This is a genomic window from Saccharothrix stipae (assembly GCF_054781895.1).
This window is the reverse complement of record NZ_BAAGTN010000004.1, coordinates 1-22,010: the sequence shown is the minus strand read 5'-3', so window position 1 is coordinate 22,010 and position 22,010 is coordinate 1. Positions and strand designations below refer to the sequence as shown.

24 protein-coding genes are annotated in these 22,010 nt (G+C 69.3%); 9 read left to right on the top strand and 15 right to left on the bottom strand.

Annotated elements, in window-relative coordinates:
- Positions 1-57 precede the first annotated feature (57 nt).
- The gene (locus ACYVLT_RS08570; protein WP_461119598.1) at positions 58-1,827 is read right to left on the bottom strand and encodes a PKD domain-containing protein; all 1,770 of its coding nucleotides are present in this window, start codon (positions 1,825-1,827) and stop codon (positions 58-60) included.
- A gap of 705 nt (positions 1,828-2,532) precedes the next feature.
- Here ACYVLT_RS08570 and ACYVLT_RS08565 point away from each other — a divergent pair.
- The gene (locus tag ACYVLT_RS08565; protein WP_461119597.1) at positions 2,533-3,591 is read left to right on the top strand and encodes an amidohydrolase family protein; all 1,059 of its coding nucleotides are present in this window, start codon (positions 2,533-2,535) and stop codon (positions 3,589-3,591) included.
- A 269-nt stretch (positions 3,592-3,860) separates the two neighbouring features.
- Here ACYVLT_RS08565 and ACYVLT_RS08560 read toward each other — a convergent pair whose 3' ends face one another.
- The 9 genes from ACYVLT_RS08560 to ACYVLT_RS08520 are packed head-to-tail and all read right to left on the bottom strand — an operon-like array spanning position 3,861 to position 10,279.
- Entirely contained in the window at positions 3,861-5,435 is a 1,575-nt protein-coding gene (locus ACYVLT_RS08560; protein WP_461119596.1) for an FAD-dependent monooxygenase, read from the bottom strand.
- A complete protein-coding gene (locus tag ACYVLT_RS08555) occupies positions 5,428-5,757 on the bottom strand; it encodes a TcmI family type II polyketide cyclase (RefSeq protein ID WP_461119595.1) in 330 nt (109 codons plus the stop codon). The genes ACYVLT_RS08560 and ACYVLT_RS08555 overlap by 8 nt, the downstream gene beginning before the upstream one ends.
- Complete coding sequence (locus ACYVLT_RS08550) at positions 5,742-6,200, bottom strand: SRPBCC family protein (protein ID WP_461119594.1); 459 nt, start codon at positions 6,198-6,200, stop codon at positions 5,742-5,744. The genes ACYVLT_RS08555 and ACYVLT_RS08550 overlap by 16 nt, the downstream gene beginning before the upstream one ends.
- Position 6,201: 1 nt before the next feature.
- The gene (locus tag ACYVLT_RS08545; RefSeq protein WP_461119593.1) at positions 6,202-6,444 is read right to left on the bottom strand and encodes an acyl carrier protein; all 243 of its coding nucleotides are present in this window, start codon (positions 6,442-6,444) and stop codon (positions 6,202-6,204) included.
- A 1-nt stretch (position 6,445) separates the two neighbouring features.
- The gene (locus tag ACYVLT_RS08540; protein WP_461119592.1) at positions 6,446-7,678 is read right to left on the bottom strand and encodes a beta-ketoacyl synthase N-terminal-like domain-containing protein; all 1,233 of its coding nucleotides are present in this window, start codon (positions 7,676-7,678) and stop codon (positions 6,446-6,448) included.
- The gene (locus ACYVLT_RS08535; RefSeq protein ID WP_461119591.1) at positions 7,675-8,931 is read right to left on the bottom strand and encodes a beta-ketoacyl-[acyl-carrier-protein] synthase family protein; all 1,257 of its coding nucleotides are present in this window, start codon (positions 8,929-8,931) and stop codon (positions 7,675-7,677) included. Before ACYVLT_RS08535 ends, ACYVLT_RS08540 begins: the two co-directional genes overlap by 4 nt.
- On the bottom strand, positions 8,928-9,317 hold the full coding sequence (locus ACYVLT_RS08530) for a cupin domain-containing protein (RefSeq protein ID WP_461119590.1): 390 nt from the start codon (positions 9,315-9,317) through the stop codon (positions 8,928-8,930). The genes ACYVLT_RS08535 and ACYVLT_RS08530 overlap by 4 nt, the downstream gene beginning before the upstream one ends.
- Positions 9,314-9,922, bottom strand: coding sequence for a SchA/CurD-like domain-containing protein (locus ACYVLT_RS08525; protein ID WP_461119589.1), 609 nt, complete (start codon positions 9,920-9,922; stop codon positions 9,314-9,316). Before ACYVLT_RS08525 ends, ACYVLT_RS08530 begins: the two co-directional genes overlap by 4 nt.
- A 3-nt stretch (positions 9,923-9,925) precedes the next feature.
- Positions 9,926-10,279 (bottom strand): antibiotic biosynthesis monooxygenase family protein, encoded by a 354-nt coding sequence (locus ACYVLT_RS08520; RefSeq protein ID WP_461119588.1) that lies wholly within the window; start codon positions 10,277-10,279, stop codon positions 9,926-9,928.
- A gap of 574 nt (positions 10,280-10,853) precedes the next feature.
- Between ACYVLT_RS08520 and ACYVLT_RS08515 the strand changes: the two genes are divergently transcribed.
- Complete coding sequence (locus ACYVLT_RS08515; protein WP_461119587.1) at positions 10,854-13,205, top strand: hypothetical protein; 2,352 nt, start codon at positions 10,854-10,856, stop codon at positions 13,203-13,205.
- Here ACYVLT_RS08515 and ACYVLT_RS08510 read toward each other — a convergent pair.
- Complete coding sequence (locus ACYVLT_RS08510; RefSeq protein WP_461119586.1) at positions 13,184-13,378, bottom strand: hypothetical protein; 195 nt, start codon at positions 13,376-13,378, stop codon at positions 13,184-13,186. The two genes, ACYVLT_RS08515 and ACYVLT_RS08510, sit on opposite strands and share 22 nt — an antisense overlap.
- A gap of 68 nt (positions 13,379-13,446) precedes the next feature.
- Here ACYVLT_RS08510 and ACYVLT_RS08505 point away from each other — a divergent pair, with 68 nt between their 5' ends.
- Together ACYVLT_RS08505 and ACYVLT_RS08500 are read left to right on the top strand one after the other, a co-directional pair.
- A complete protein-coding gene (locus ACYVLT_RS08505) occupies positions 13,447-13,905 on the top strand; it encodes a hypothetical protein (RefSeq protein ID WP_461119585.1) in 459 nt (152 codons plus the stop codon).
- A 334-nt stretch (positions 13,906-14,239) separates the two neighbouring features.
- Positions 14,240-15,244, top strand: coding sequence for a DUF2399 domain-containing protein (locus ACYVLT_RS08500; RefSeq protein WP_461119584.1), 1,005 nt, complete (start codon positions 14,240-14,242; stop codon positions 15,242-15,244).
- A 246-nt stretch (positions 15,245-15,490) separates the two neighbouring features.
- Here ACYVLT_RS08500 and ACYVLT_RS08495 read toward each other — a convergent pair whose 3' ends face one another.
- On the bottom strand, positions 15,491-15,739 hold the full coding sequence (locus ACYVLT_RS08495; RefSeq protein ID WP_461119583.1) for a hypothetical protein: 249 nt from the start codon (positions 15,737-15,739) through the stop codon (positions 15,491-15,493).
- Positions 15,740-16,335: 596 nt separating this feature from the next.
- On the opposite strand from ACYVLT_RS08495, the gene ACYVLT_RS08490 reads away from it, so the two are divergent.
- Together ACYVLT_RS08490 and ACYVLT_RS08485 are read left to right on the top strand one after the other, a co-directional pair.
- Positions 16,336-17,043, top strand: coding sequence for an alpha/beta fold hydrolase (locus ACYVLT_RS08490; protein WP_461119582.1), 708 nt, complete (start codon positions 16,336-16,338; stop codon positions 17,041-17,043).
- Positions 17,044-17,127: 84 nt separating this feature from the next.
- On the top strand, positions 17,128-17,751 hold the full coding sequence (locus ACYVLT_RS08485; RefSeq protein WP_461119581.1) for a trimeric intracellular cation channel family protein: 624 nt from the start codon (positions 17,128-17,130) through the stop codon (positions 17,749-17,751).
- A gap of 364 nt (positions 17,752-18,115) precedes the next feature.
- Here the strand turns inward: ACYVLT_RS08485 and ACYVLT_RS08480 are convergent, their stop codons facing one another.
- Entirely contained in the window at positions 18,116-18,247 is a 132-nt protein-coding gene (locus ACYVLT_RS08480; RefSeq protein ID WP_461119580.1) for a hypothetical protein, read from the bottom strand.
- 94 nt (positions 18,248-18,341) lie between these two features.
- Positions 18,342-19,025, bottom strand: coding sequence for a choice-of-anchor K domain-containing protein (locus ACYVLT_RS08475; RefSeq protein ID WP_461119579.1), 684 nt, complete (start codon positions 19,023-19,025; stop codon positions 18,342-18,344).
- 38 nt (positions 19,026-19,063) lie between these two features.
- On the opposite strand from ACYVLT_RS08475, the gene ACYVLT_RS08470 reads away from it, so the two are divergent.
- From ACYVLT_RS08470 to ACYVLT_RS08460, 3 genes are all read left to right on the top strand, one after another.
- Positions 19,064-19,444: a hypothetical protein gene (locus ACYVLT_RS08470; protein ID WP_461119578.1), complete on the top strand. Its 381-nt coding sequence runs from the start codon at positions 19,064-19,066 to the stop codon at positions 19,442-19,444.
- 162 nt (positions 19,445-19,606) lie between these two features.
- Complete coding sequence (locus ACYVLT_RS08465; protein WP_461119577.1) at positions 19,607-19,852, top strand: transposase; 246 nt, start codon at positions 19,607-19,609, stop codon at positions 19,850-19,852.
- The gene (locus ACYVLT_RS08460; protein WP_461119576.1) at positions 19,825-20,760 is read left to right on the top strand and encodes an IS3 family transposase; all 936 of its coding nucleotides are present in this window, start codon (positions 19,825-19,827) and stop codon (positions 20,758-20,760) included. The genes ACYVLT_RS08465 and ACYVLT_RS08460 overlap by 28 nt, the downstream gene beginning before the upstream one ends.
- 252 nt (positions 20,761-21,012) lie before the next feature.
- On the opposite strand, the gene ACYVLT_RS08455 is transcribed toward ACYVLT_RS08460, so the two are convergent.
- Positions 21,013-22,010: RICIN domain-containing protein (locus tag ACYVLT_RS08455; protein ID WP_461119575.1), on the bottom strand; the 998-nt coding region annotated here is incomplete at its 5' end.

Genomic DNA, 22,010 nt, shown 5'->3' with positions numbered 1-22,010 from the left:
GAGCGGCGCTCCCGGAAGCCGTCCGGAAGCGCCGCTCGACACGTGGACGATGTGCGGTCAGTAGTAGAGCGGTTGGCAGAACGTCAAGGTGCCGTAGGTGTTGCACTGGATCCGCTTGCCGACGACGGAGTTCTTGTTGCCGGCGCGGTCGGTCACGGTGAGCTCGGGGGTGTAGGTGGCCGTCCGGCTCGCGTAGGTGTGACTGACCTTGACACCGCTGCCGGTCCGGCCGTCACCGAAGTTCCAGGTGTACGAGGCGATGTCGCCGTCCGGGTCGCTCGACGCGGTGCCGTCGAAGGAGCAGACGGTCTGCCGGCAGAACACGGTGAACGACGCCGTCGGCGGCTGCGGACCGGCGGTGGCCCTCCTCGACGTGGTGGCGGTCTTGCCGCTGTTGTCGGTGACCGTGAGCTTCACCGTGTAGGCGCCCGCCGTGCTGTAGGTGTGCGACGGCTTGACACCGCTGCCGGTCTTGCCGTCGCCGAACTCCCAGGCGTACGAGGAGATCGTGCCGTCCGGGTCCGACGAGCCCGACGCGTCGAACGAGCAGGAGGGGGTCGTCGACGAGCAGCTCGGGGTGAACGACGCCGTGGGCGCACCGGGGTCACGGGCCCCGAGGTCCTTGACGTACAGCAGCCGGTTCGGCGAGTCCTTCGGGTCCGAGACCTTGTTGACGGTCGCCGTGTCGAGGACCTTGGCGTTGGCGTCAGCCACCGAGATGCCCGGGTCGGCGCTTGTCACCAGCGCCAGTGCACCGGCCACGTGCGGAGCGGCCATCGACGTGCCGTTCCAGGCAGCGGTGCCGCCGCCCTTGGTGGCGGAGGTGATGTTGCTGCCCGGCGCGAACAGCTCGACGCAGCTGCCGTGGTTGGACGACGACGAGCTGCTCCACACACTGCGGCGATCACCGTTGTCCGTCGCGGCGACCGTGAGCACACCTTCCGCGGCGGCGGGGCTGAAGTTGCAGGCGTTCTGCCCGTTGTTGCCGGCCGCGATGGCCCACGCGACACCGGCCCTGACCGAGTTGGTCACGGCCTGGTCCACGGCGGTGGCCCGGCTGCCGCCGAGGCTCATGTTGCCCACGGCGGCTTGCGGGGCGTTGTCGGTCACCCAGTCGATACCCGCGATGATCTTGTCCCACGGTCCGCTCGAGTTGCAGTCCAGCACCCGGACCGAGACCAGCTCGACGTTCTTCGCCACACCGTAGGTCTTGCTGCCGACCGTGCCGCCCACGTGGGTGCCGTGACCGTGGCAGTCGCTCGCGTCGCTGTCGTTGTCGATGAAGTCGTAACCGCTGCTCGCCCGACCCTCCAGATCGGGGTGGCGGAAGTCCATGCCGGTGTCGAGGACGTAGGCCGTGACGCCGGAACCGTCGTTCGGCGCGGTGAAGCCGTCATCCAGCGGCAGGTCCCGCTGGTCGACGCGGTCCAAGCCCCACGTCTCGGTCGCACGCGCGATCCCGTTCTGCTCGACGTAGCGCACCGCCGGGTCGGCGGCGAGCCGCTTGGCCTGCCGCTCGCTCATCCGCACCGAGAAGCCGCGTAGCGCGGCGGAGTAGACGTGCGAGACCTCGCCGCCGTACTCCCCGGCCAGGTCGGTGGCCTGCGCCGAGACCGCGGCCTGGGCGCTCGCGGCCGTCGACGGCACACCGTCCAGGACCACGATGTAGCTGCCGTCGACGGCACCTCGGGCACCTCCGCTCAGGATCTGCCCCTCGGTCGCCTGTGCGGCGCCGACGCCGACGACGCCCAGTGCCAGCGCCATGGTCGAGGCGAGGCCGGTGCGCACACCGGCCATGCGCTTGCCTCTTGCGTGTGAAGCGGACATGCGTAACCAGACTCCTTCAGCCGTAGCAGGGAACGACTCAACCCACCGCCACGACAGGGTGATGTGCCGTGACGGCTTCGTGCGCAGACCGACGTTCGGTCGGGCGGCACACGCGGTCCGCGGGACTTCGGCGGCCATGTCAGCCGGAGGCCGGTCGGTGATGTTCCGACACACCCCCTCGCTTGACTGGGCCGGGTGTAGGGGCCTGGCCGACTCGTCAAGCGTCGACAGCGCTCACGAAGCGGACAATCGGGGTAGGAGTTCTTGCGTATACGTATCTATTGGACCTTTTCAGCTCGCCGTTGACGGGCAACCCGTGATCGAACACGACGGTGTTCGCTCTGCGCCTGGCAGACGAGCGGTCGAACCGATGGGTAGTTGGGAGTTCAGTTGGTCAACAGCGCCGCCGCCTGCAACCGGACCGCTCCACTCCGGGCACGCCCCTTCGGCCGTCGGTCGGGATAGCGCACCCCAACCCCCATACCGCACCATCGGCCACAGTCAGCCACGTCGCGACTGATCGCTGACGATTCAACCCCTGTAGTTGCACGGGAGGAAGTGGTGCCGAGGCGCCCGGAAACCGGCCGTAGTGGTGTGCGCGAGCGTTGGGCGTGCGGACACGAATGGGTGGTGGTCTTGCGGGCGTGCCGGCGCGGCTTGATCCTGGGAGTCGGATGCGGTGTGGCGCGAACGGAGGAGGCGGTCGTGGGCGTGGTCTCCCGGCGGTCGGTGCTGATCGGCGGAGTGGGCGGTGTCGGCTCGCTCGTCCACGGTGGTTCGGCGGCATCGGCGGGGGGTGAGCACCGGGACCGGCGCATCGACGTCCACCACCATTGCACGCCGCCTGGTTGGCTGCGGTGGGCGGAGGAGCAGGGCATCGTCACCGTCTCGCCCCTGCCTTGGTGGGCCGAGTGGGACGCCGGGGCAGCCTTGTCCACAATGGATGGTGTTGGCGTCGGGACAGCGGTCCTGTCGGTGGCGATGCCCGTCGCCCGCTACCGTGACGGAGATCAGTACAAGGAAGGCCTCATGATCGCGTACCAGGAGGTACGCGAGCTGGCCGACGCCCATCCCGGGCGGTTTGCGTTCCTGTCGCGCGTGCGCCTGGACGACGTGGACCTCGACGTGTGGTCGGCGCGGACGGGCGCGGAGATGGGCGCGGTGGGGTGCCAGGCGTTCACGCACGGCCGCGACGGCACCTACATCGGCGATCCGGCCTTCGACCCCCTGCTGGCCGAGCTCGACGCGCTGCGCAGCGTCCTCGTGCTGCACCCGACGGACCTCGCAGGCAGTACGCCCGACCAGGCCGTCGTGCCGGGGATACCGGGCTACGTGTGCGACTACCCGCTCGACACCACGCGGGCCGCGCTGAACCTGGTCGTCCACGGCACGCTCGACCGCTATCCGAACATCACCGTCGTCCTGCCGCACGGCGGGGGGTTCCTGCCCTACATCGCCGACCGGGTGACTCTCAACGCCGACCGCTTCGACCCGCCACTCCCGCCGGGCAGGCTGGACGACTACCTGCGCCGTTTCTACTACGACACCGCAGCGCCGATGTCCTCGCACTCGACGCCGACGCTCCTGTCCGCCGTGAGCCCGACGCACCTGCTCTTCGGCAGCGACTGGCCTGCGACGTCGACCGCGCAACTGGCCGACACGACCGCGGCGTTCGACGCCGATCCCGCGCTGGACGCGGGGCTGCGCGGCTGTATCAACCGGGACAACGCACTCCGACTCTTCCCCGCGCTGGCGTGCCTTTGAGCGGCCTGTGCGCATGTCCTGCCCAGCGCATGTCCTGCCCAGGTAGCCGGCCGTTCCAGGGCGGCCGCAGGGCTGTGGCGGCCTGTTCGAGCGATCGCCCGGGCCGCCCGGCCTCGTGGTGGTGGGGGCCGGGCAGCCACTTCGGCCAACAGCCGATCACCGCTCTCCAGGTCGTTGGCCGGCTCCGTCTGCCTTGCCCGACGGCCGTCTTGGTTCGTCGGGTCCCCGTCCACCTCGCGGATCGACACTCGACGACCGACCGCTGGGGTTCAGCGGAACAGCACGCGGTCGACTGCCCCGGCGAGGGCCTCGGGGTCGGTAGTCCGGCTGCGCCAGGCGACGAAGCCGTCCGGGCGCACGAGCACGGCCCCGCCGTCGGTGATCCCGTAACGGCGGTGGAACGTGCCCGTCGTGTCACGCAGGGAGTCGCCGATCCGGTAATGGTCGATACGGACACCGGATCCGGCGGTGACGTCGGCCGCCGCGCGATCCCACCCGGTCAAGCCGGTCAGCAGCACGAACCCCCGGCCGATCAGTTCGGTGGGCGACGTCAGGCCACCGTCGTGCGCCAACGGGACGTGCGGGGCACGGGCGCCCGGCGCGCCGGACGGGCGGTCGGGATCCTCCACCGGGTGCGGCGGGACGTCGTCGGGCACGAGAGCGCCGGCGCGGTAGGTGTATCCGAACATCATCATCCGTTGCCGCACGGCGCTTTCCTGCGCATCGCCGGGGCCACCGTTGATCAGGCAGTACCGTTCCACGGTCAATCGGGTCGTGTGCTGCGCCACGGGCAGGCGCTCGGTTTCGTAGCTCGCGAGCACTCCGGGTCCGGCCAGCCCCCGGTGGTGCAGGCCGATCTTCCACGCCAGGTTGAACGCGTCCTGCACACCCGTCGCCACACCGAACGTGCCGACCGGCGGCATGGTGTGGGCGGCGTCGCCCGCGACGAAGACGCGGCCGGTGCACATCCGGCGGGTGACGCGGCCGGAGATCTCCCACGGCACCTCGGACACCCTGTCGATGACGATCGGCAGGGTGTCCACGCCGATGGCCGCCCGGACCAGCCGGACGCTCTGGGTCTCGCTGATCGCGGTGTCCTGGTCGGGCTTGAGTGAGATGGCGAACCGCCAGCGCTTCATGCCATCGATCGGGCTGAGGAAGCCGTGCACGGCGGGATTGCGCAGGGTCATCACGATGACCCTGCGCCCGCGCAACGGTTCCCGCAGGTCGGCGTCGAAGTAGACGTTCACCTTGCGGGCGAGCGTCCCTGGGCCGTCGTGCCCGATACCGAGCATGCGGCGGACAGGGCTGTGCGACCCGTCGGCCGCGACGAGGTAGTCGGCGCGCACGAGTTGTTCGTGCCCGGTGCGGCGGGAGCGCAGCAACGCGACAACACCGTCCGGTGTGTCGTTCACCGCCACGACCTCGGTGCCGTACCGAACGTCCACACCGGCCGACACGGCACGGTCACGCAGCACCGGTTCGAGCTGGTTCTGGTCGATGGTCGCCCACCCGCACGGGCTGAGCGCACCGGTGTCGGCATCCAGGAAGCTGGGCAGTCTCAGGAGTTCCGGACCGGCCAAGGTCTCGGCGTGCGCGACGACGTTGTTGCCGAGGATCGGCGACCGCACCTCCCGGATGACGTCCTCCAAACCCACCGCGCGGTAGAGCTCCATGGTGCGCGGGTGGAGCGCGCGTGCCCTCGGATCGTCCAGCGGCGCGGGGCGGCGTTCCACCAGCAGCGCCGGGACGCCGTACCAGGCCAGGAACACCGCTGCGGACAGTCCGGTCACGCCACCGCCGGCGATCAGCACCGGGATGTGCCGACCGGCGCTTTCAGACATGGCGTTCCCACCGGTAGAACTCGTGCGCCATGGCGTCCTTGGGCTCGCGCCACACCTCCGGGTCGTACGCGCTGACGAACGGGCCCAGGTCTTCGCTGATCCGCCTGAACCGGGGGTCGTGGCGGTGTCCGGCCACCGCCTCCGCCAACGGCCGGTCACCCTCGATCAGGTGCAGGTACAACTCGCCGAACTGGAACAGGCTGCGTGCCCGGACCCCGATCGCTTCGGCCAGGCCGGAGTTGTGGTCCGAGTCCGCGAACACCGCCGCGATCTTGTCGGCGGTGTCCGGGACCATCCGGGCGACGATCAGGGTGCGGTGCACGCGAACTCCTCCACCTTCTGCTTGATCAGTGCCATCTGAACGCGGCTGTTGTCGTTGATGTGCCTGGTCATGGCGGTGTCGTCGAAAGGTGCGTCCGGCTTCATCGCGAAGTCCTGCGTCCAGCGCATCCGCACGCCGCCGTCGACCTGCTCGTAGGTCCACCGGATGTCCATCCGCTCGAACGGGCCGGTCGTGACGCGTCGCGCGGTGACCGTCCTCGTGGCGAGGTCGGCGACGCGTTCGGACACCCAGGTCCACACGTTGCCGTCCGCGTCCGGGTGCATGGTGAGCTGGAAGAGGATCCGGTTCCCGTTTCGTTCCAGTACCTGCGCCGACGAGTACTCGCTGAACAGGTCCGGCCAGCTCTCGACGTCGTTGGTGCGCTCCCAGACCAAGTCCATCGGCGCGTTGATCACGATCTCGTTATCGGTGTGCCCGGCCATCTCACGCCCTCCCGGCGAGCAGGGACAGCAGCTCCCGCGGCGACTGGCTCGGTTCCAGTTCGACGCCGGGGGGCATGCCGTGGTTTCGTTGCAGCTCGGCCACAACACCCATCAGGCCGAGGGAGTCGACGCCGAGGTCGTCGAAGGTGCGGGCGGCATCGGTGACCTGCTCACCGGTCACGGTGACCCCGGTGCAGCGGCTGATCAGCGCGGCCAGGTCGTTGGGGGAAAGGGTCGTGTCCATGTCAGTCGTCTCCTCTGATCGGTTCCGGACGCCGGAGCACCAGCGCCGAGTTCCCGCCGTACAGGCCCCGGGACAGGACCAAGGCGGTGCGGATGTCGGCCGCCCGGGATGTTCCGGTGACTAGGTCGAAGTCGAACCGGCAGTCGCGCACGCCCGGCGTGGGCGGCACTTCGCCGTGCTCCATCGCCAGGACGGCGACGGCGACGTCGAGCACGGCCGCGCCCGCGTAGCAGCGCCCGTACCCGGTCTTCGGCGCGGTCACCGGCACCCGGTCGGCGCGTTCGCCGAGCAGCAGGCGCACGGCCTCGGCTTCAGCGTCGTCGGCACGTGGATCGGCCAACGCGTCGAGGAAGACCACGTCCACGTCGCCGGGGCCGAGTCCGGCTTCGTCCAACGCGCCCTCTGCGGCCCGCCGCAGCCCTTCCGCGGACAGGTCAGGGTGTTGCGAGCCGGTGTAGGTGGCGCAGTGCCCGGCGACGACCGCCCGCGCCTCGGCACCTCGCCCGCGCGCGGCGTCCTCGTCCTCGATCACGACCATCGCGCCACCCTCGGCTGGGCTGAACCCGTTCGCGTGCACGGTGAACGGCAGGTACGCGGTGGCCGGGTCCGCGCCCGTGCTCAACAGGCCGAGCCCGAGGTTGCAGCACACCGAGAACGGGCAGAACGGGGCTTCCGCGCCACCGACGAGCATCGCCTTGGCACCTCGGCGCAGTTCGCCGCCCGCCGCCGCGAAGGCGTCCAGACCGCCCGCCTCGTCCGCCACGAACACCCCGGACGGCCCGCGCAGGCCGTTGCCGATGGAGATCTGACCGGTGCACGCGGCGTAGAACCACGCGATCGACTGGTAGGGGCCGACGTGCCCGGGCCCGTCCTTCCAGAGCCGTTCGATCTCCCGCTGGCCGAACTCCACACCGCCCGAGAAGCTCGCCGTCACCACACCGAACCCGAACGGCGAAACGGTGGCCGGGTCGAGGTCGGCGTCCCGCAGCGCCATTCCCGCTGCGGCGAGCGCGAAGTGGGTGAACCGATCGGTCTGCACGGTGATCCGCGGGTCGATCCAGCCGTCCGGTTCAAACCCGTCCACCTCGCCCGCCACGACCACCGGGTACGGGTTGGGCTCGATCCGGCGCAACGGCCCCAGTGCCACGCGCCCGTCCCGCACGGCCGGCCAGAACTCGTCGACCCCGATACCGCTCGGCGCGACCACGCCAAGACCGGTGACGACGGCGTTCATGACCGGTCCCCCCGGGCCAGCACCACGGCGGACTGGAAACCGCCGAAGCCGCTGCCGACCGACAGCACCGCGCGCAGGTCCCGTTCCCGGGCGGTGTGCGGCACGTAGTCCAGGTCACACTCCGGATCGGGCGTGTCCAGGTTCGCGGTCGGCGGGACAACGCCGTTGGTCAGGGCCAGCACGCAGGCCGCCAGCTCGATGGAGCCGATCGCGCCGAGCGAGTGGCCGATCATGGACTTGATCGAACTCACGGGCACCTCGTACGCCCGCGCCCCGAACACCCGCCGGAACGCTGCGGTCTCGTGCCGGTCGTTCTGCCGGGTGCCCGAGCCGTGCGCGTTGATGTAGTCGATGTCGTCGAGCCCCAGTCGGGCCTGGTCCATGGCCCGCCGCACCGCTTCGGCCATCTCGACGCCGTCCGCTTTCAACCCGGTCATGTGGTGGGCGTTGCTGCGGGTGGCGAAACCCGCCACCTCGGCGTGCACCACCGCGCCCCGGCGGCGGGCGTGCCCCAACTCCTCCAGCACCAGCACCGCCGCACCCTCGCCGAGCACGAACCCGTCCCGGTCGCGGTCGAACGGACGCGCGGCGTGCGCGGGATCGTCGTTGCGGGCCGAAGTAGCGCGGATGGCGTCGAAACAGGCCACCGTGATCGGCGAGATCGGCGACTCGGACGCACCCGTGACCATCACGTCCGCCCGGTTCTCCTCGATGAGGCGGGCGGCGTGGCCCACCGCGTCCAGTCCGGCCGTGCAGCCGGTGGACACCGTGCGCACGGGCCCACGCGCGCCGACCCGGTCGGCGACCTCGGCGGCCAGCGTGGCCGGTGAGAGGACGCGGTGAAGGAACGGCGACGCCAAGCCCGCGTCGACCAGCCATCGGGCACCCGCGTGTGAGGTCGTCACGTAGTCCTGCTCCAGCAGCGTCGTGCCGCCGACCGCCGAACCTGTGCACACGCCCACCCGCCAGGGGTCCACCACGTCCACCTCCGCCTGCCGCCACGCCTCGTCTGCGGCAACGGCGGCGAACTGGACGTACCGGTCCATGCGTGCGACCTCGGCCGGACCGAGCCCCGCGTCCGCGGGGTCGAAGTCGCACTCGGCGGCGATCCTGGACCGGAAACCCGCCGCGTCGAAGAGGCTGATGGGTCGGGTAGCGGTGCGTCCCGAGACCAGCAGCTCCCAGAACGCCTTCCTCCCGATGCCGCCCGGTGCCACCACCCCCAGTCCGGTCACGGCCACCCGGCGGGTCATGACGTCCGCTCCGTGTCGACGTGACCCAGTTCCGGCCGGGGCGCGAGCGGGCACAGCTGGAACACCACGCGGGCGAGCCCGGATCCGGTGTTGCGCACCCGATGGCGGACACCGATCGGGATCAGGAGCGCGTGGTCGGTCGGCACGGTGTGCGGCACGTCGTCGAGGTCCACGTCGATGGCGCCTTCCGCGACGTACAGGAATTCCTCGGAGTACGGGTGGTAGTGCTCGTTGACCTGCTCGCCCGGCTCCAACAGCGTCACGCCGAGGAATCCCCCGGTCGCGCCGACGGTCGTCGGGCTCAACAGGACCCGGATGTCCCCGCCGCGCCTGCGGTTGGGGGTGGCGTCGGACGTGCTCACCATCCGGTGCAACTGGCCGGTCATCTCATCACTCCCACTACGCGGTCGGTCACCAACGTCATCGGGCGCGCCAGCTGCACGTGCGGCGCGAGCAGACCCGCCAGCGGCACGGCGGGTGCCTCGTCGGACGACTCCAGCAGGTGCACCACCAGGTCGCGCCGGCGGAACACCGTCGCACCGCAACCGGAACCCGCGCCGTCGGCGGCGAGCAGGCGGGCGACCTCACGGCCCTGGCGCGGCAGTGCCTGGTAGAGCGCGGCGGTGCGGGCCAGGTGACCGGTGTGGGCATTGCGCGAGGACACGACCCGCATCACCGAGGTGGCCAGGAAACGCCGGCGGCTGTTGTCGTCGGACAGGTCGCGGTCCTCGATCAGGTGCGGCCGGAGCCGTTCCTCGACCGCCCGGATCTGCGGTTGCCCGGCCAGGTGCCGGACGGCCACCGAGGGCGGGCAGTTGATGTCCACGACTCGCACCACGACCTGGCCTGCCATGAAGACCGACGTGCGATCCAGCAGCGGGCGCGCGGCCTCCGGCCGGCCCGCGGGTGGTGCGGCGTAGGTGGACAGGATCTCGGCCACCTCGGTCTCCGACCCTGGCCGCACCGAGAACGTCAACGCGTAGCGGTTCACGACCTAGCCTCCAACCTTGCTCGACTTCGACGCCGCCGCGGTGGCGAGGCGGATGTGGTAGCGCAGCGAACTGCGTGCCGTCACCCACGCCATCAACGGGGCCGCGATCTCGCGGTGGCCGGGAGTCGCCTCCCACGCGTGGAACTGCGCAGGGCTCGACCACTCGCTGGTGATCACCCAGTCGGCGGGATCCTCCTCCGACTGGCACAGCTGGTCACCGAGATAGCCGTCCACTTCGGATATCTGGTGAGAGATCTGCCGGTACGCGGCCAGGAATGGTTCCTCCGAGCCGTCTGCGATGCGCAGGCGGAAGATCACACGCAGGCGGCCTGCGTGCCGCGCGTCCACGGCTGTCATGAGGATGTGTGTTCCGGGTACGCGGTGGCGGCGAGTGTCGTGCGGGCCGTCGACATGCCGAAACCGGGTGCTCGACACATCGCCGTGAAGGACTTTGCGGTGCGGGATTCGAGTGACATGGGCGTGATCCCTCCTCTGTCGCCCCGAACGCGCTGCCGGACCGTCCAGCACGGTCCGCACCGGGGCGTCGGGACTAGGGATGCCCGCGAAGTGAACGGCTAGCCGATCAACGCCGCAGAACCGTTCAACCGGGTGTTACATCACCCGACCGGATTACCTAGGGCATGACCTTCCGGTCTTCATCGCCGGATGCGTCACACCGCAGTGGGGTGTTCAGTCTGCCGAGCCGGTACCGCATTACCCAGTGCGCACAGCTCGAATGACCAGCAATTGCACGTCCCTGGCCGCGGAGGACCGGCTGAGTAGGACCAGCCGGTCACCGACTCGGACGAAGATCAGGTATAGCAGTCGTAACGCCACATCTCACGATCATGTCCTTGCGGCCTCACCGAATCCTGTTGGATGGCATCATTCGTGATGGTGGCTACACAGCCGCCACATCCCAAGGGGGGACATGAAACCGACGAGACCTGTGCGCCTCGTGCGCGCCGGATTGATCATCTCCACTCTGGTGGGCGGGGCGTTGACCGTGCCCACCGGCACCGCCGCCGCGGCGGCTCAGCCGTCCTACGCCACCGTCCACCGCTCGACCTGGTCGAGCACCGACAGCCGCAACCCGCACCGCAACATCACCACCGGTGACGCGCGCGTCGGCGCGTGGCGGGACGACGACGACAAGCTGCACATCAGCAAGTCCTACTTCACATTCGACCTGGCGCAACTCCAAGGCGCCGCGGTGTTCTCCGCGCTCCTCCGATTACCCGAAGTCGCCGCCAACGACTGCGCGAAGCCGCGTGCGACCGAGCTGTGGCTGGTCAAGCCGACCGGTACCGTCTCGTGGGCCCGCCAGCCGCGCGAGAAGGTGAAGCTGCCCGGTCCGAACGCCCCGGAGGGCTGCCTGTTCGACCGCGTCACGTGGGACCTGGGCGACGCCGTCCGGCAGACGCTCGCGGAAGGCGGCACGACGCTGACCGTCGTGGCGCGGATCTCGGCCGATTTCCAGGACGACGTCGCGTACGGGCGCACCTACGACAACAACCCGTGGGTCTACATCGGGTACAACAAACCGCCCGCGAAGCCCACCGGTTTGAAGCTCGACGGCATGGACTGCGGTGCCGAGCCGATGATCACCGCCTCCCACGGGCCGAACCTGCACGCCCAGGTCGGCGACCCGGACGGGCCCTACGGGCTGGAAGCCCGCTTCGCGTACTGGCCGGTGGCCGCGCCCGATCAGCGGCGCGAGGTGTTCCCCGTCTGGGCGGGCAGCGGCTACGCCGCCGCGTACTTCCCCCAGGACATGGTCCAGGACGGGGGCACCTACGCCTGGCAGGTGCGCGGCGAGGACGGCTTCGCCACGTCCGAGTGGTCCGAGCAGTGCCTGTTCACCGCCGACCACACCAGGCCGGACGTCGAGCCGACGGTGACCTCCCCGGTGTACCGGGAGGACGGCGGACCGCCCGGTGACGGCGGGCAGGGCGTGCCGGGCGACTTCACGTTCACCGCGAACGGCGTGGCCGACGTGGTGGCATTCGAGTACGACGGCATCGGCCTGCCCTACGGCAGGGTTTCCGCCGACCGGCCCGGAGGGTCGGCGACGGTGTCCCTCACCCCGGTCGCCGACGGTCCGGTGTACCTGTCCGTGACGAGCATCGACCGCGCCGGCAACCGCTCACCCGAACGGAGCTACCGGTTCTGGGTGCGCTCCACCGGGCCGTTGATCGACGGCAGCCCGCAGCTGGGCAAGCCCGAGGAGTTCACCTTCACCGCCCGCCAGGAGGGCGCGGTCCAGCTCACCTACCGGCTGGACAGTGGACCCGAGACCACCGTCCCCCTCGGCCCGGACGGCACGGCGAAGGCGACGATCACGGTCACCGAGGCCGATCCGGAGTTCCACGAGCTGGTGGCGTGGACCACCAACGCGACCGGCCAGAAGTCGGGCACCTCGATGGACTTCTTCTACCTGGACGCGATGCGTCCGGAGGTGTCGATCGACACGTGGGAAGGCCCGATCGGCCGTGAGCGGAAGTTCTCCGTCACCGCCACGATGCCCGACGCCGTGTCGTTCACATACCGCGTCGACAACGGGCCGCAGACGACGGTGCCCGCGTCCGCCGGCGGCACGGCGGAGCTTGCCTTCACCCCGACTGAGGTGGGCTGGTACGAGCTGTCCGTGTTCAGCACGAACGGGGAGGGCGTCCGGTCCGGCGCTGCCACGGTGGAGTTCCACGCGGACGGCGCCGCGCCCGTGGTCACCAGCACCGACTACCCCGCGTGGCAAGTGTCCGGCCGGCCGGGTGTCAAGGGCGCGTTCAGCTTGTCGTCACAGCTGCCCGACGTCGTGGAATACCGGTACTGGTTCGAAGGGGAGCCGGAGCGCGTGGTTCCGGCCAACCCGGACGGCACCGCGTCCTTCGACTTCACGCCGACCAAGCCAGGCTGGTGGTACATGTACGTGAAAGCGGTGTCCCGAACCGGTTTGGTGTCGGCGCACGCGCGGCACGACTTCCAGGTGAAGGCGTTCGAGCCGACGGTCGCCAGCCCGCAGTACCCGCCGGACGGCAGCGGTGGCGTCCGGGTCGGCGAACCGATCGAGTTCACCTTCACCTCGGCACTGCCCGAGTCGACGGAGTTCGTCTACTGGCTGGAATTCGGCCCGCAGATCACCGTCCCGGCCGGTCCGGACGGCACGGCGACCATCACCTACACGCCGACGAACGCGTACACCCACAGGCTCCGGGTGTTCAGCCGCACACCGGAAGGCTACGTCTCAGGCACGCGGGACCACTACTTCACGGTCCGCGCCTGAGCCCTTCCCGCGGCGGGGCCATTCGCGCCCCGCCGCGGGACAGCACCTTCAGTGTGGGCGTTCATACGAGGCTCTTGTGGCGCGCTCTCGATGACGCGCAGGTCGTCGGTCTGGAAGACGGTGTCGAACGTCTTGCCGTACTTGCCGTCGCGGTCGCGGAGCAGGAAGCGCAAGGACTCCATCCGATGACCGAGGTCGGTGGCGAGGTTCCTGGCCTGCTGCGTTGTCCATGCCTGTGTGGGTGGGCGGTGACGCCGGTGATGTGCGGTCGGCGGGTGCCGTGTTCGAGGAAGGCCAGTGCGAAGAGGCGCCTCCCGGGCACGGTATCGAGGTGGAGGAAGTCGGCCGCGATGGTTCCCTGGGCCTGGGCGGTGAGGAACTGACGATCCACCAACCCGGACAGGGCAGCGAACCAGAACCGATCGGCGGGCTGCGCGACCGCGACGACAAGTACGCCCAGGCGTTCGACGCCGTCTTCCGCTACGCCGAACGGTTCGTCAGCACCGTCAGACGCGAAGCCACCGACCGCCTTCTCATCATCAACGAACACCATCTCCGGACCGTGCTGGACCACTACGCGACCCACTACACCACCGACGACCCCACAGAGCACTGCATCTCGTGCCACCGCGGCCAGATCGACCGACGGCAAAGCCGGGCTACACCTCGATACGCCACCGACCAGTCCTCGGCGGCCTGATCAACGAGTACGAACCCACAGCAGCCCAACCGCAGGTCAGAGCACGTGCCCGGCTTTTGGCACTGCGCGATCGGCCCACTCCAGCCGCGGGCGGGGAGTGGTCCGGTGCAGTACGGCGGCTTCGTTTCGTAGCACGAGCAGTTCGCCGCCGCAGATCAGCGCCTCAGTGCAGAGTTCTGGCACCCCAAACGCTCCCGGTGATCCAGACCGCGTTCCACCTCGGCAGGATCGCGACTGCACAGGTTCAACGCATGGGCCGTGCCCACCCTCTCCGGCTACGAAGGGTGTTCAGGGCTGGCGCGCGCGCTCCGGATCGCGAAACTAGGCTTGGGCGGTGCGCTTGGACCAACCTGAACTCGCTGAGCTGTGGCGGCTGGCCCGCGAGACCCTGGAGGGTGGCGGCCGGTCTGCGTTCGGCATTCGCGTCGAGGACGAGAAGACCGCCGCGGCGCTCACCGAACTGTTGCGCAAGCCGGTCGCGCACCCGGCCCGCCGGCAGATCTCCCTGGCGCGTCTGGACGAGCACGTCCGTGCGCACGGCAGCACGCTGACCGAGGTGCTGGAAGCGTTGCACGGCAGGCCGATCGGCATGTCCACGGCCGAGGAGGCCTCGACGGCCGACGCCGTGCTGAAGTTCGCACTGCGTCAGCACAACCTGCTGCACGAACCGTGGGCCGCACCGTGGATCGCGCACGTGCGCCGGTACGGCAAGATCCCACAACCGGCGTTGCCGATGCTCGCCAACCAGGCGGCCTGGGTACTCGGCAAGCTCGGTCCGACCACGACCCGGTACGCCTTGGCCGGCAACGACCTCGACGACGGACGGCCGCTCGCCCGGATCGTGGGCAAGGCGCTCGAACTCATGGGCACGACCTGGGAGCAGGCTGGAATCCTCAAGGACGCCTATAGCGATCCGGTGCTGACCTCCCAGGGCTACCTGACGCTGAACGACACCCTCGAGACCCCGGAGATCACCGTTGTCCGCAGCCCGCGCCTGCTCGAATCCGGCGTGCCCGGCCCGTTGATGGTGCTCCCGAACGGCCTCACCACACAGGCCAAGCACCACCTCGTCGGCAAGGCGGTCCGCTGCCACAACGACTTCACACCGGACGGCGTCCGCGCGACCAACGACATCCTCGCCTGGACCGGCGGCACGGCGTGGCGCATGTCGGCGAACGACTACCGCGAGGCCGTCACCACCCTGATCGCCCGCGGCGTCGAACTGCCGACGTTGAACAACGGCCCCGCGGAGGCCACCTGGGATCCCGACCTGGCCAAGACCATGACCGCCACGGGCCTGATGATCACCGAGGAGCACGTGCTGCCGTCACTCCTCTGACGGCGAACCGCTTCACGTCCCGCCACCTGTGCCCCCGTAGATGATCTGCGCACGATCCTCCGCAGGTCAGCGGTTCGACGTCCTTCGCGGCCTCGCTGCGCAGCAGCGCCGGCGGGGTGGACAGCAGCTCCCGAGTCGCCCTGTACAGCAGGGACACGATCACACGGTCATGCTCCCGAGACGGTGTCGCTCGCGCTCTAGCAGCGGCGATGACTTTTCGAGCGGCACACGGCACATGATGGGCGATCACCGCAGCTCAGCGCCCGAGTGCAGAGTTCTGGCACTCCAGGAGCGGGACCAGCGCAGGACTATCCCCGCGCGCACCAGCAGGCGGGTCCGGCGAAGCACGTCCGCCGGGAGCCGGTGCAGCACTGCCGCGAGGAACGCTTGGTCGGCGGAGGAGAACCGCAGGTGGGCGTTGCCCAGTTGGCGCTGCAGGACGGTAGTCCGGTGCCGTAGCGCGACGCTCTCCATGTCCTTGTCTCGATCGCCCATAGGCGCCAGGCGCAGCAACGCGAATGCGTTGGTCACTTCCAGGGAACTTCAGATAGATCAGCCCGAGGAGCAGGACCGATCAGCATGTTGCATTACCGCTCCGCTGCGGAGGACCGGCTGAGCAGGACCAGCCAGTCACTGAGTCGGACGAAGATCAGGTGCAGCAGTCGTAACGCCACACCCCACGATCATGCCCTGGAGGCCCAGCGCGCGGGATCGTCGTAGCTCGGCATGCCAGTGCGGAGTTCTGACACCCCACAGGCAGCGGCCTTTCTGTAGCCGAGCGGCTGCGGAGAGCAAGCGAGGACGTCGGCGGATGCCCTCTGGGCGCGACGAAGTGCACTCAAGTGCCCGAGAGCCGCAGCCGGGCGTCAGTCGTCTCGGCAGGTGTCTTGCTGCATCAACCCAACAAAGGCCTGGTCAGGGCGGGTTCGGCGACTGCGGTCGGCTGCTTCGGGACGCACTGGCCAAGACGAGCTCCGATATGTAATGTCCAATATATTAGTTGCCCGAGCGGCTGACAGGTTCCTGGAGGCCGCTGACTCACTCGAACCGCTCCGACTGCACCAGGCGCGGCACACGGAAGGACAAGCCTCATGACGAGCACCGGTCAAGAGATCAAGAACGTCGTGCTGGTGCACGGCGCGTTCGCGGACGGCGCGGGATGGCGGGGTGTGTACGACCGGCTGACGGCCCAGGGCTACCGGGTCGCGATCGTGCAGAACCCGCTCACCTCGCTGGAGGACGACGTCGCGGCGACCACGCGCGTGCTCGACCTGCAGGACGGCCCGGCGATCCTCGTCGGCCACTCCTGGGGAGGCACGGTCATCACCGAGGCCGGAGTCCACCCGAAGGTGGCCGGCCTGGTCTACGTGTCGGCGCTGGCGCCCGACGCCGGTGAGACGACCGCCCAGCAGTACGACGGGTTCGCCGCGACACCGGACTTCGTCATCGACGTGGGGGACGACGGCTACGGCTTCATCAACCGCGACAAGTTCAAGGCCGGTTTCGCCGCGGACGCCAGCGACGAGGACGCCGCCTTCCTGAGCGACTCGCAGGTGCCGATCAACATGTCGGTCTTCGCGGAGCCGGTGAAGAACGCGGCTTGGCGCGAGAAGCCGAGCTGGGCCGTCATCGCGACCGAGGACAAGGCATTCGACCAGGCGATGCTGCAGCACATGGCCAAGCGCATCGGTGCGGAGATCACCAACGTCTCGGCGAGCCACGCCCTGTACGCGACGCAGGCCGGTGTCGTCGCCGACGTCATCGTCACCGCCACGCAGAAGGCCGCCGCCAACGGTTGACGCACGGCTGTCTCATCCCGGGCCGGCTCGCACGCTCCGCGAGCCGGCCCCCGGTTTTTCGGAGGGCGTCCCAGCATGTCCGTCATGCCGTTTCAGGTGGCGCTGTGGATCGAGCTCCCCGCCGCGGGTCTGGGTGGCCTTCAGGGTGCTCTGTTCGCGGCGGGGGAGCGGCATCGCCGCATCGACGTGCTCGGCGTCGTCGTGATCGGTCTCGCCGTGTCGCTCGGGGGCAGCCTGCTGCGCGACATCGTGCTCGACCAGCCGCCCGTCGTGCTGTGGAAGAACTGGTACCTGGTGGTGGCGGGAGCTTCCGCGATCCTCGGCATGGCACTGCAACCGGTCCTCGCGCGGGTCGACTGGCTGATCACCGGGCTCGACGCGGTCGTCATGGGACTGTTCGGCGCCATCGGGGCCTCGAAGGCGCTGTCGCTCGGCGCCGGCGAGGCCGGAGCAGTGGTCGCGGGCGTCATCGGAGCGATCGGCGGCGGAATGCTGCGCGACGTCATCCTGAGCCTGCCCATCTCGTTTCTCCAGGTCGGCACTCTCTACGCGGTCGCAGCCGGAGCGGGGGCGGGGATGCTCGTCGTGCTCGCCGAGTTCGGTACGCCCATCCCGATCGCGGGTCTGGTCTGCGTTGTCGTGACCACGGCTCTGCGTCTGATCGCGATCCGCTTCGACTGGACGTTTCCCGAGCAGCGCGCGTTCTAACAGCACCTGATGTCATCGCTGCTGGTCTGTACTCGTTGATGAGCCCGCCGAGGACGCGGGTGCGGAGCGGTCTGTGGGCGGCGGGGTCGTGTGCTGCGGTGGGGTGCTGCCGGGCTTCAGCACGAGCGTTCTTACCGCCGCCGCCGGGGTGACCGGAAAGATCTCCGACCGACGTCGACGATCCACCAAGCCGGACAGGGCGGCGAACCAGAGCCGGTCCGCGGGCTCGTAGCGGACTGGACTCGCGAGTTGCCGACGGAGGCGCGGCTCATTGCTGAACTACGCGGCCGACCGCGCGAACACGAGCACCGCGACCAACCCCGGCGCCACCTGGCTGTTCCCCGGCCGCCGCGCCAACCAGCCGCTACACGCCGAGCACCTGACCGCACTCGTCCACGAGCTCGGCGTCCCGACCGTTGCCGGCCGCACCGCCGCGTTCCGCCAGCACGTCTCGGAGATGCCCGCCCCGGTCGTTGCCGACGCCCTCGGCTACCACCAAGTCACCGCCGCCAAGGTCGCCGCACAAGCCGGAACGACCTGGAGCAGCTACGCCCGAGGCGACCACAACCGTCATCAAGCCCATCCACGGTTCAGCCACCGACCAACGGGTTCGTCCGCTCGAACCTGGCGATGATGTCGGCCTCGTTGTGCCTGCCCTCAGCGCTGAGGAATTGGGGAAGCGGTTCGCCGTGGCCGCCCACCAGGAAACCGACGATCGACACCTTGTACTCGACACCTTCGATGTGCACGATCTCGTTACCGGAGACCTCCGGCAATTTGACCTTGTCGTCCACGTAGCCAGGCGAGTTGACGGTTTCGACGTGAGAGAAAACGACGGTGCACTTGTGCTTGGTACCATCGTCCCTGAACTCGATGTCGACCTCGAGAGTCGCCTGGAATTCCGTTTGCTGCCCCATTAAGATCACGTAGTTGTGGTGCGTGAACGTGCCCAGTGTGACCTCGAACTTGTTGCTACCGTCGTGTTTCGTGTGAGCGAGGGCGCCGGTGAACTCGTACTCGCTCCGCCCGGCGTTCGGGTCACCCGTGGCCGGGACGCCCCATTTGATGTGATCGCTGTCCAGACCGTCGAGCTTCATCTCGGGCGTGTTCGGATCGACTGAGATCCACTTGCCGACGGTGCGAATTTGATCCACCACGAGGCGCTCCTTGCGCTTGGGGTTCTCCACGAACGAGGTATGCGCCAACAGTGGTGCGTGCACGAGCGCATCCACATCATCCGAACGGGTGATCATCTGGGACGGTCCCAGGTCCACCGCCTGGTCTCCCGCACCCGGAACGGCTCTCGCTTCAGGTGCTGTCCGCATTCTGCGACATCCTCGGCTGCACCCCGGCCGACCTGGTGGCCACCACCGCGGAGACCGCCGGCGTCCGCAAGACCGCCACCGACGGCCGGCCCGCGCCGTCGGCCGCGGTCGCGAAGCTGCGGCCCCGGATCATCACCCGCCAGGCCCCGCTGCCCGAACCGGAGCGGATCGCGATGCCGGGCCGGTTGCTCTCCGGCCACGACCTGCCGCTGCGGTTCCGGGTCGCCGGTCATCATGCCGTGCTGGTCGATGCCACAGCGGATGGCAGCCGAGACCCTGAGCGCCTCGGGACGCCAAGCGCCGTGCGTCTTCTACCTGCATGGATGAGGTTATCGGCAGGCACAAGGTCCGGATCCAGCGTTCCATGATCGCGTTCATCCGCGGTATCCGGACGCCGCTGAGGATGCCTCGGGTGCCCGCGTCGGCGAGGATGACGTCAACAGGGCGGGGAACTTGCCGTCGCAGTCACGGATGGGGAATGCGCTTCCCCTCGTAGCGTGGAGACCTGAACCAAGAGAGATGGTTGGGTCGTGGGAGACAAGAGACGCCGGTTCGATCCGGAGTTCCGTGCGGGTGCTGTGCGGATCGTGGCCGAGACCGGCAAACCGGTCGCGCAGGTGGCCCGGGATCTGGGGATCAGCGCCTACACCCTGCACATGGCGCGGCTGCGGGCCGAGCGGGCGCGGTGGGAGAAGGAACGCGCCGAGCTGGAGATGGAGCGTGATGTCCTCAAGCGCTCGGTGGTCCTGTGGGTGAAGGACTCGATGGACCGGTGATCGTGGCGGAGTTCATCGCGTCCCAGAGGACCGCCTTTGGTGTCCCGCATGCGATCGCCTGCCGGGCCTTGGAGGTCTCGCAGTCCTGGTTCTACAAGTGGGTCAACCGGAAGCCGACCGCGCGTGACCGGCGGCGGGCGCGGCTGGACGAGGAGATCGGAAGACTGTTCACCGCCTCGGGCGGAACCTACGGCAGCCCGCGGATCACCCGTGACCTGCGCGAGGCCGGCTGGGTGATCTCGGAGAACACCGTCGCGGCGCGGATGGCCGAACTGGGTCTGGCCGGGCGTCCGCCGAAGCGGCGGCGGTCGCTGACCCGGCAGGGAAGACGGCCGGTGGCCCGGGACCTGGTGCGGCGGAACTTCACCGCCGTGGCGCCGGATGTGTTGTGGTGCGGGGACGTGACCCAGGTCGACACCGACGAGGGACCGCTCTACCTCGCGACGACCGAGGACCTGTTCTCCCGTCGGATGCTCGGTCACGCGATGTCCGAACACCACGACGCGGCCCTGGTCGTGGCGTCGCTGCGGATGGCCGCCGCGATCCGGGGCGGGGACGTCGACGGGGTGGTTCTCCACACCGACCGCGGGTCGGAATACACCGCTACCGCGACCGCCGCCGCCTGCCGGTCGCTGGGCATCGTGCAGTCGATGGGCCGGGTCGGCTGCGCCCTGGACAACGCCGCCGCCGAGGCGTTCAACAGCACGCTCAAGGTCGAGTTCGTGCACCGACAGCACTTCCGGACCCGCGCCGAGGCCCGGATCAAGATCTCAACCTGGATCGCGGACTTCTACAACACCACCCGGAGACACAGCGCCAACGACGGGCTGGCCCCGATCCCGTTCGAGCATCGGATGGCACGAACACGGTCGGCATCAACGGCCCAGGTCAGGACCGAAGTGGCATAACATCGTCTCCACGATTTGAGGGGATTGACAGAACCGCGTGACTCCCGGTGCTCGGAAGCGGGCCGCCGTCGAGGTCGGCGGGATCGTCGGCTGGTGGTGTGTGGGACGAGGTGGCGCGGGGCGGGTCCGGTGGTGCGCGGTCATGCGCTCGTTACCGCCGGTCGTGCCCAGGTTGGGTCCCAGCCGCTGACCGCGCCACCGAGGTCGGTCCGGTGGGCGGCGACCCCGGAGTCCGCGGTCGCCGCCCGGGGATCAGGTGCGGGTCCACCTCTGGTTGGTGCCGCCGTGGCAGTCCCAGATGATGACCTTCGTCCCGTTGGCGGTGGCGCCGCCGTTGACGTCCAGGCACTTGCCCGACGCCACCGCGGTCACGCTGCCGTCGGAGTTGACGCGGAACTGCTGGTTGGTCTGGCTGTTGCAGTCCCACAACGTCACGGCGGTGCCGTTGGCGGTGCCCTGGTTGTAGACGTCCAGGCACTTCGCGCCGTCGTAGGCGCGCAGCTCACCGGCCGCGGTCGCGGTGAAGCGCTGGTTGGTCTGGCTGTTGCAGTCCCAGATCTGGGCCAGGGCGCCGTTGGTCGGCGTGCTGCCGGGGATGTCCAGGCATCGGCCGGAGCTCTGGCTCACCAACGAGAACGACGTGGGCGCGGGGCCTCCGCCACCGCTGACGACGTACACCGCCGTGCCATGCGCCGGGACGCTGGCCGAGATGGTGCCGGACGTGGTGGTCGTGCCGTTGGTCCAGGCGTCGCGCAGCGTGAACGAGCTGCCCGACAGGCCGATCGCGCTCGCCGTGGTCGAGACCGTGGTCGTGCCACCGCCCTGGTTGAACAGGGCGACCGCGACGTTGCCGTTGGCCAGCCGCTTGGCCAGCACGCGACGGGTGCCGTCGTTGGAGATCTGCACGGCCTGCAACCCGAGCGTGTCCTGGCTGATGGCGATGAGGTTGGGGTTCTTCAGGATCGTCTGGGTGGCGGCGTCCATGTTGCGCAGGTCGTTGCCGGCGATGAGGGGCGAGGCCATGATCGCCCAGAGGGCGAAGTGGCTGCGCATCTCGGTGTCGTTCATGCCGCCGCGGCCGACTTCGAGCATGTCCATGTCGTTGAACGACCCGGGCTTGGCGTAGGAGGCCAGCGGCACGGTGACGTTGACGATGTTCTGGATGCCCATCGGGTAGCCGTTGGTCTGCCCGGTGTCCCACTTGTTGGTGATGTCCTCGGTGGTGCGCCACATGTTCGACACGTCGCCCC

What these genes read in the sequence shown, in the direction of transcription:
- ACYVLT_RS08570 (WP_461119598.1), bottom strand. Translation starts at nt 1,827, where the DNA reads ATGTCCGCTTCACACGCAAGAGGCAAGCGCATGGCCGGTGTGCGCACC.
- ACYVLT_RS08560 (WP_461119596.1), bottom strand. Translation starts at nt 5,435, where the DNA reads ATGTCTGAAAGCGCCGGTCGGCACATCCCGGTGCTGATCGCCGGCGGT.
- ACYVLT_RS08550 (WP_461119594.1), bottom strand. Translation starts at nt 6,200, where the DNA reads ATGGCCGGGCACACCGATAACGAGATCGTGATCAACGCGCCGATGGAC.
- ACYVLT_RS08545 (WP_461119593.1), bottom strand. Translation starts at nt 6,444, where the DNA reads ATGGACACGACCCTTTCCCCCAACGACCTGGCCGCGCTGATCAGCCGC.
- ACYVLT_RS08540 (WP_461119592.1), bottom strand. Translation starts at nt 7,678, where the DNA reads ATGAACGCCGTCGTCACCGGTCTTGGCGTGGTCGCGCCGAGCGGTATC.
- ACYVLT_RS08535 (WP_461119591.1), bottom strand. Translation starts at nt 8,931, where the DNA reads ATGACCCGCCGGGTGGCCGTGACCGGACTGGGGGTGGTGGCACCGGGC.
- ACYVLT_RS08530 (WP_461119590.1), bottom strand. Translation starts at nt 9,317, where the DNA reads ATGACCGGCCAGTTGCACCGGATGGTGAGCACGTCCGACGCCACCCCC.
- ACYVLT_RS08520 (WP_461119588.1), bottom strand. Translation starts at nt 10,279, where the DNA reads ATGACAGCCGTGGACGCGCGGCACGCAGGCCGCCTGCGTGTGATCTTC.
- ACYVLT_RS08515 (WP_461119587.1), top strand. Translation starts at nt 10,854, where the DNA reads ATGAAACCGACGAGACCTGTGCGCCTCGTGCGCGCCGGATTGATCATC.
- ACYVLT_RS08495 (WP_461119583.1), bottom strand. Translation starts at nt 15,739, where the DNA reads ATGGGCGATCGAGACAAGGACATGGAGAGCGTCGCGCTACGGCACCGG.
- ACYVLT_RS08490 (WP_461119582.1), top strand. Translation starts at nt 16,336, where the DNA reads ATGACGAGCACCGGTCAAGAGATCAAGAACGTCGTGCTGGTGCACGGC.
- ACYVLT_RS08485 (WP_461119581.1), top strand. Translation starts at nt 17,128, where the DNA reads ATGCCGTTTCAGGTGGCGCTGTGGATCGAGCTCCCCGCCGCGGGTCTG.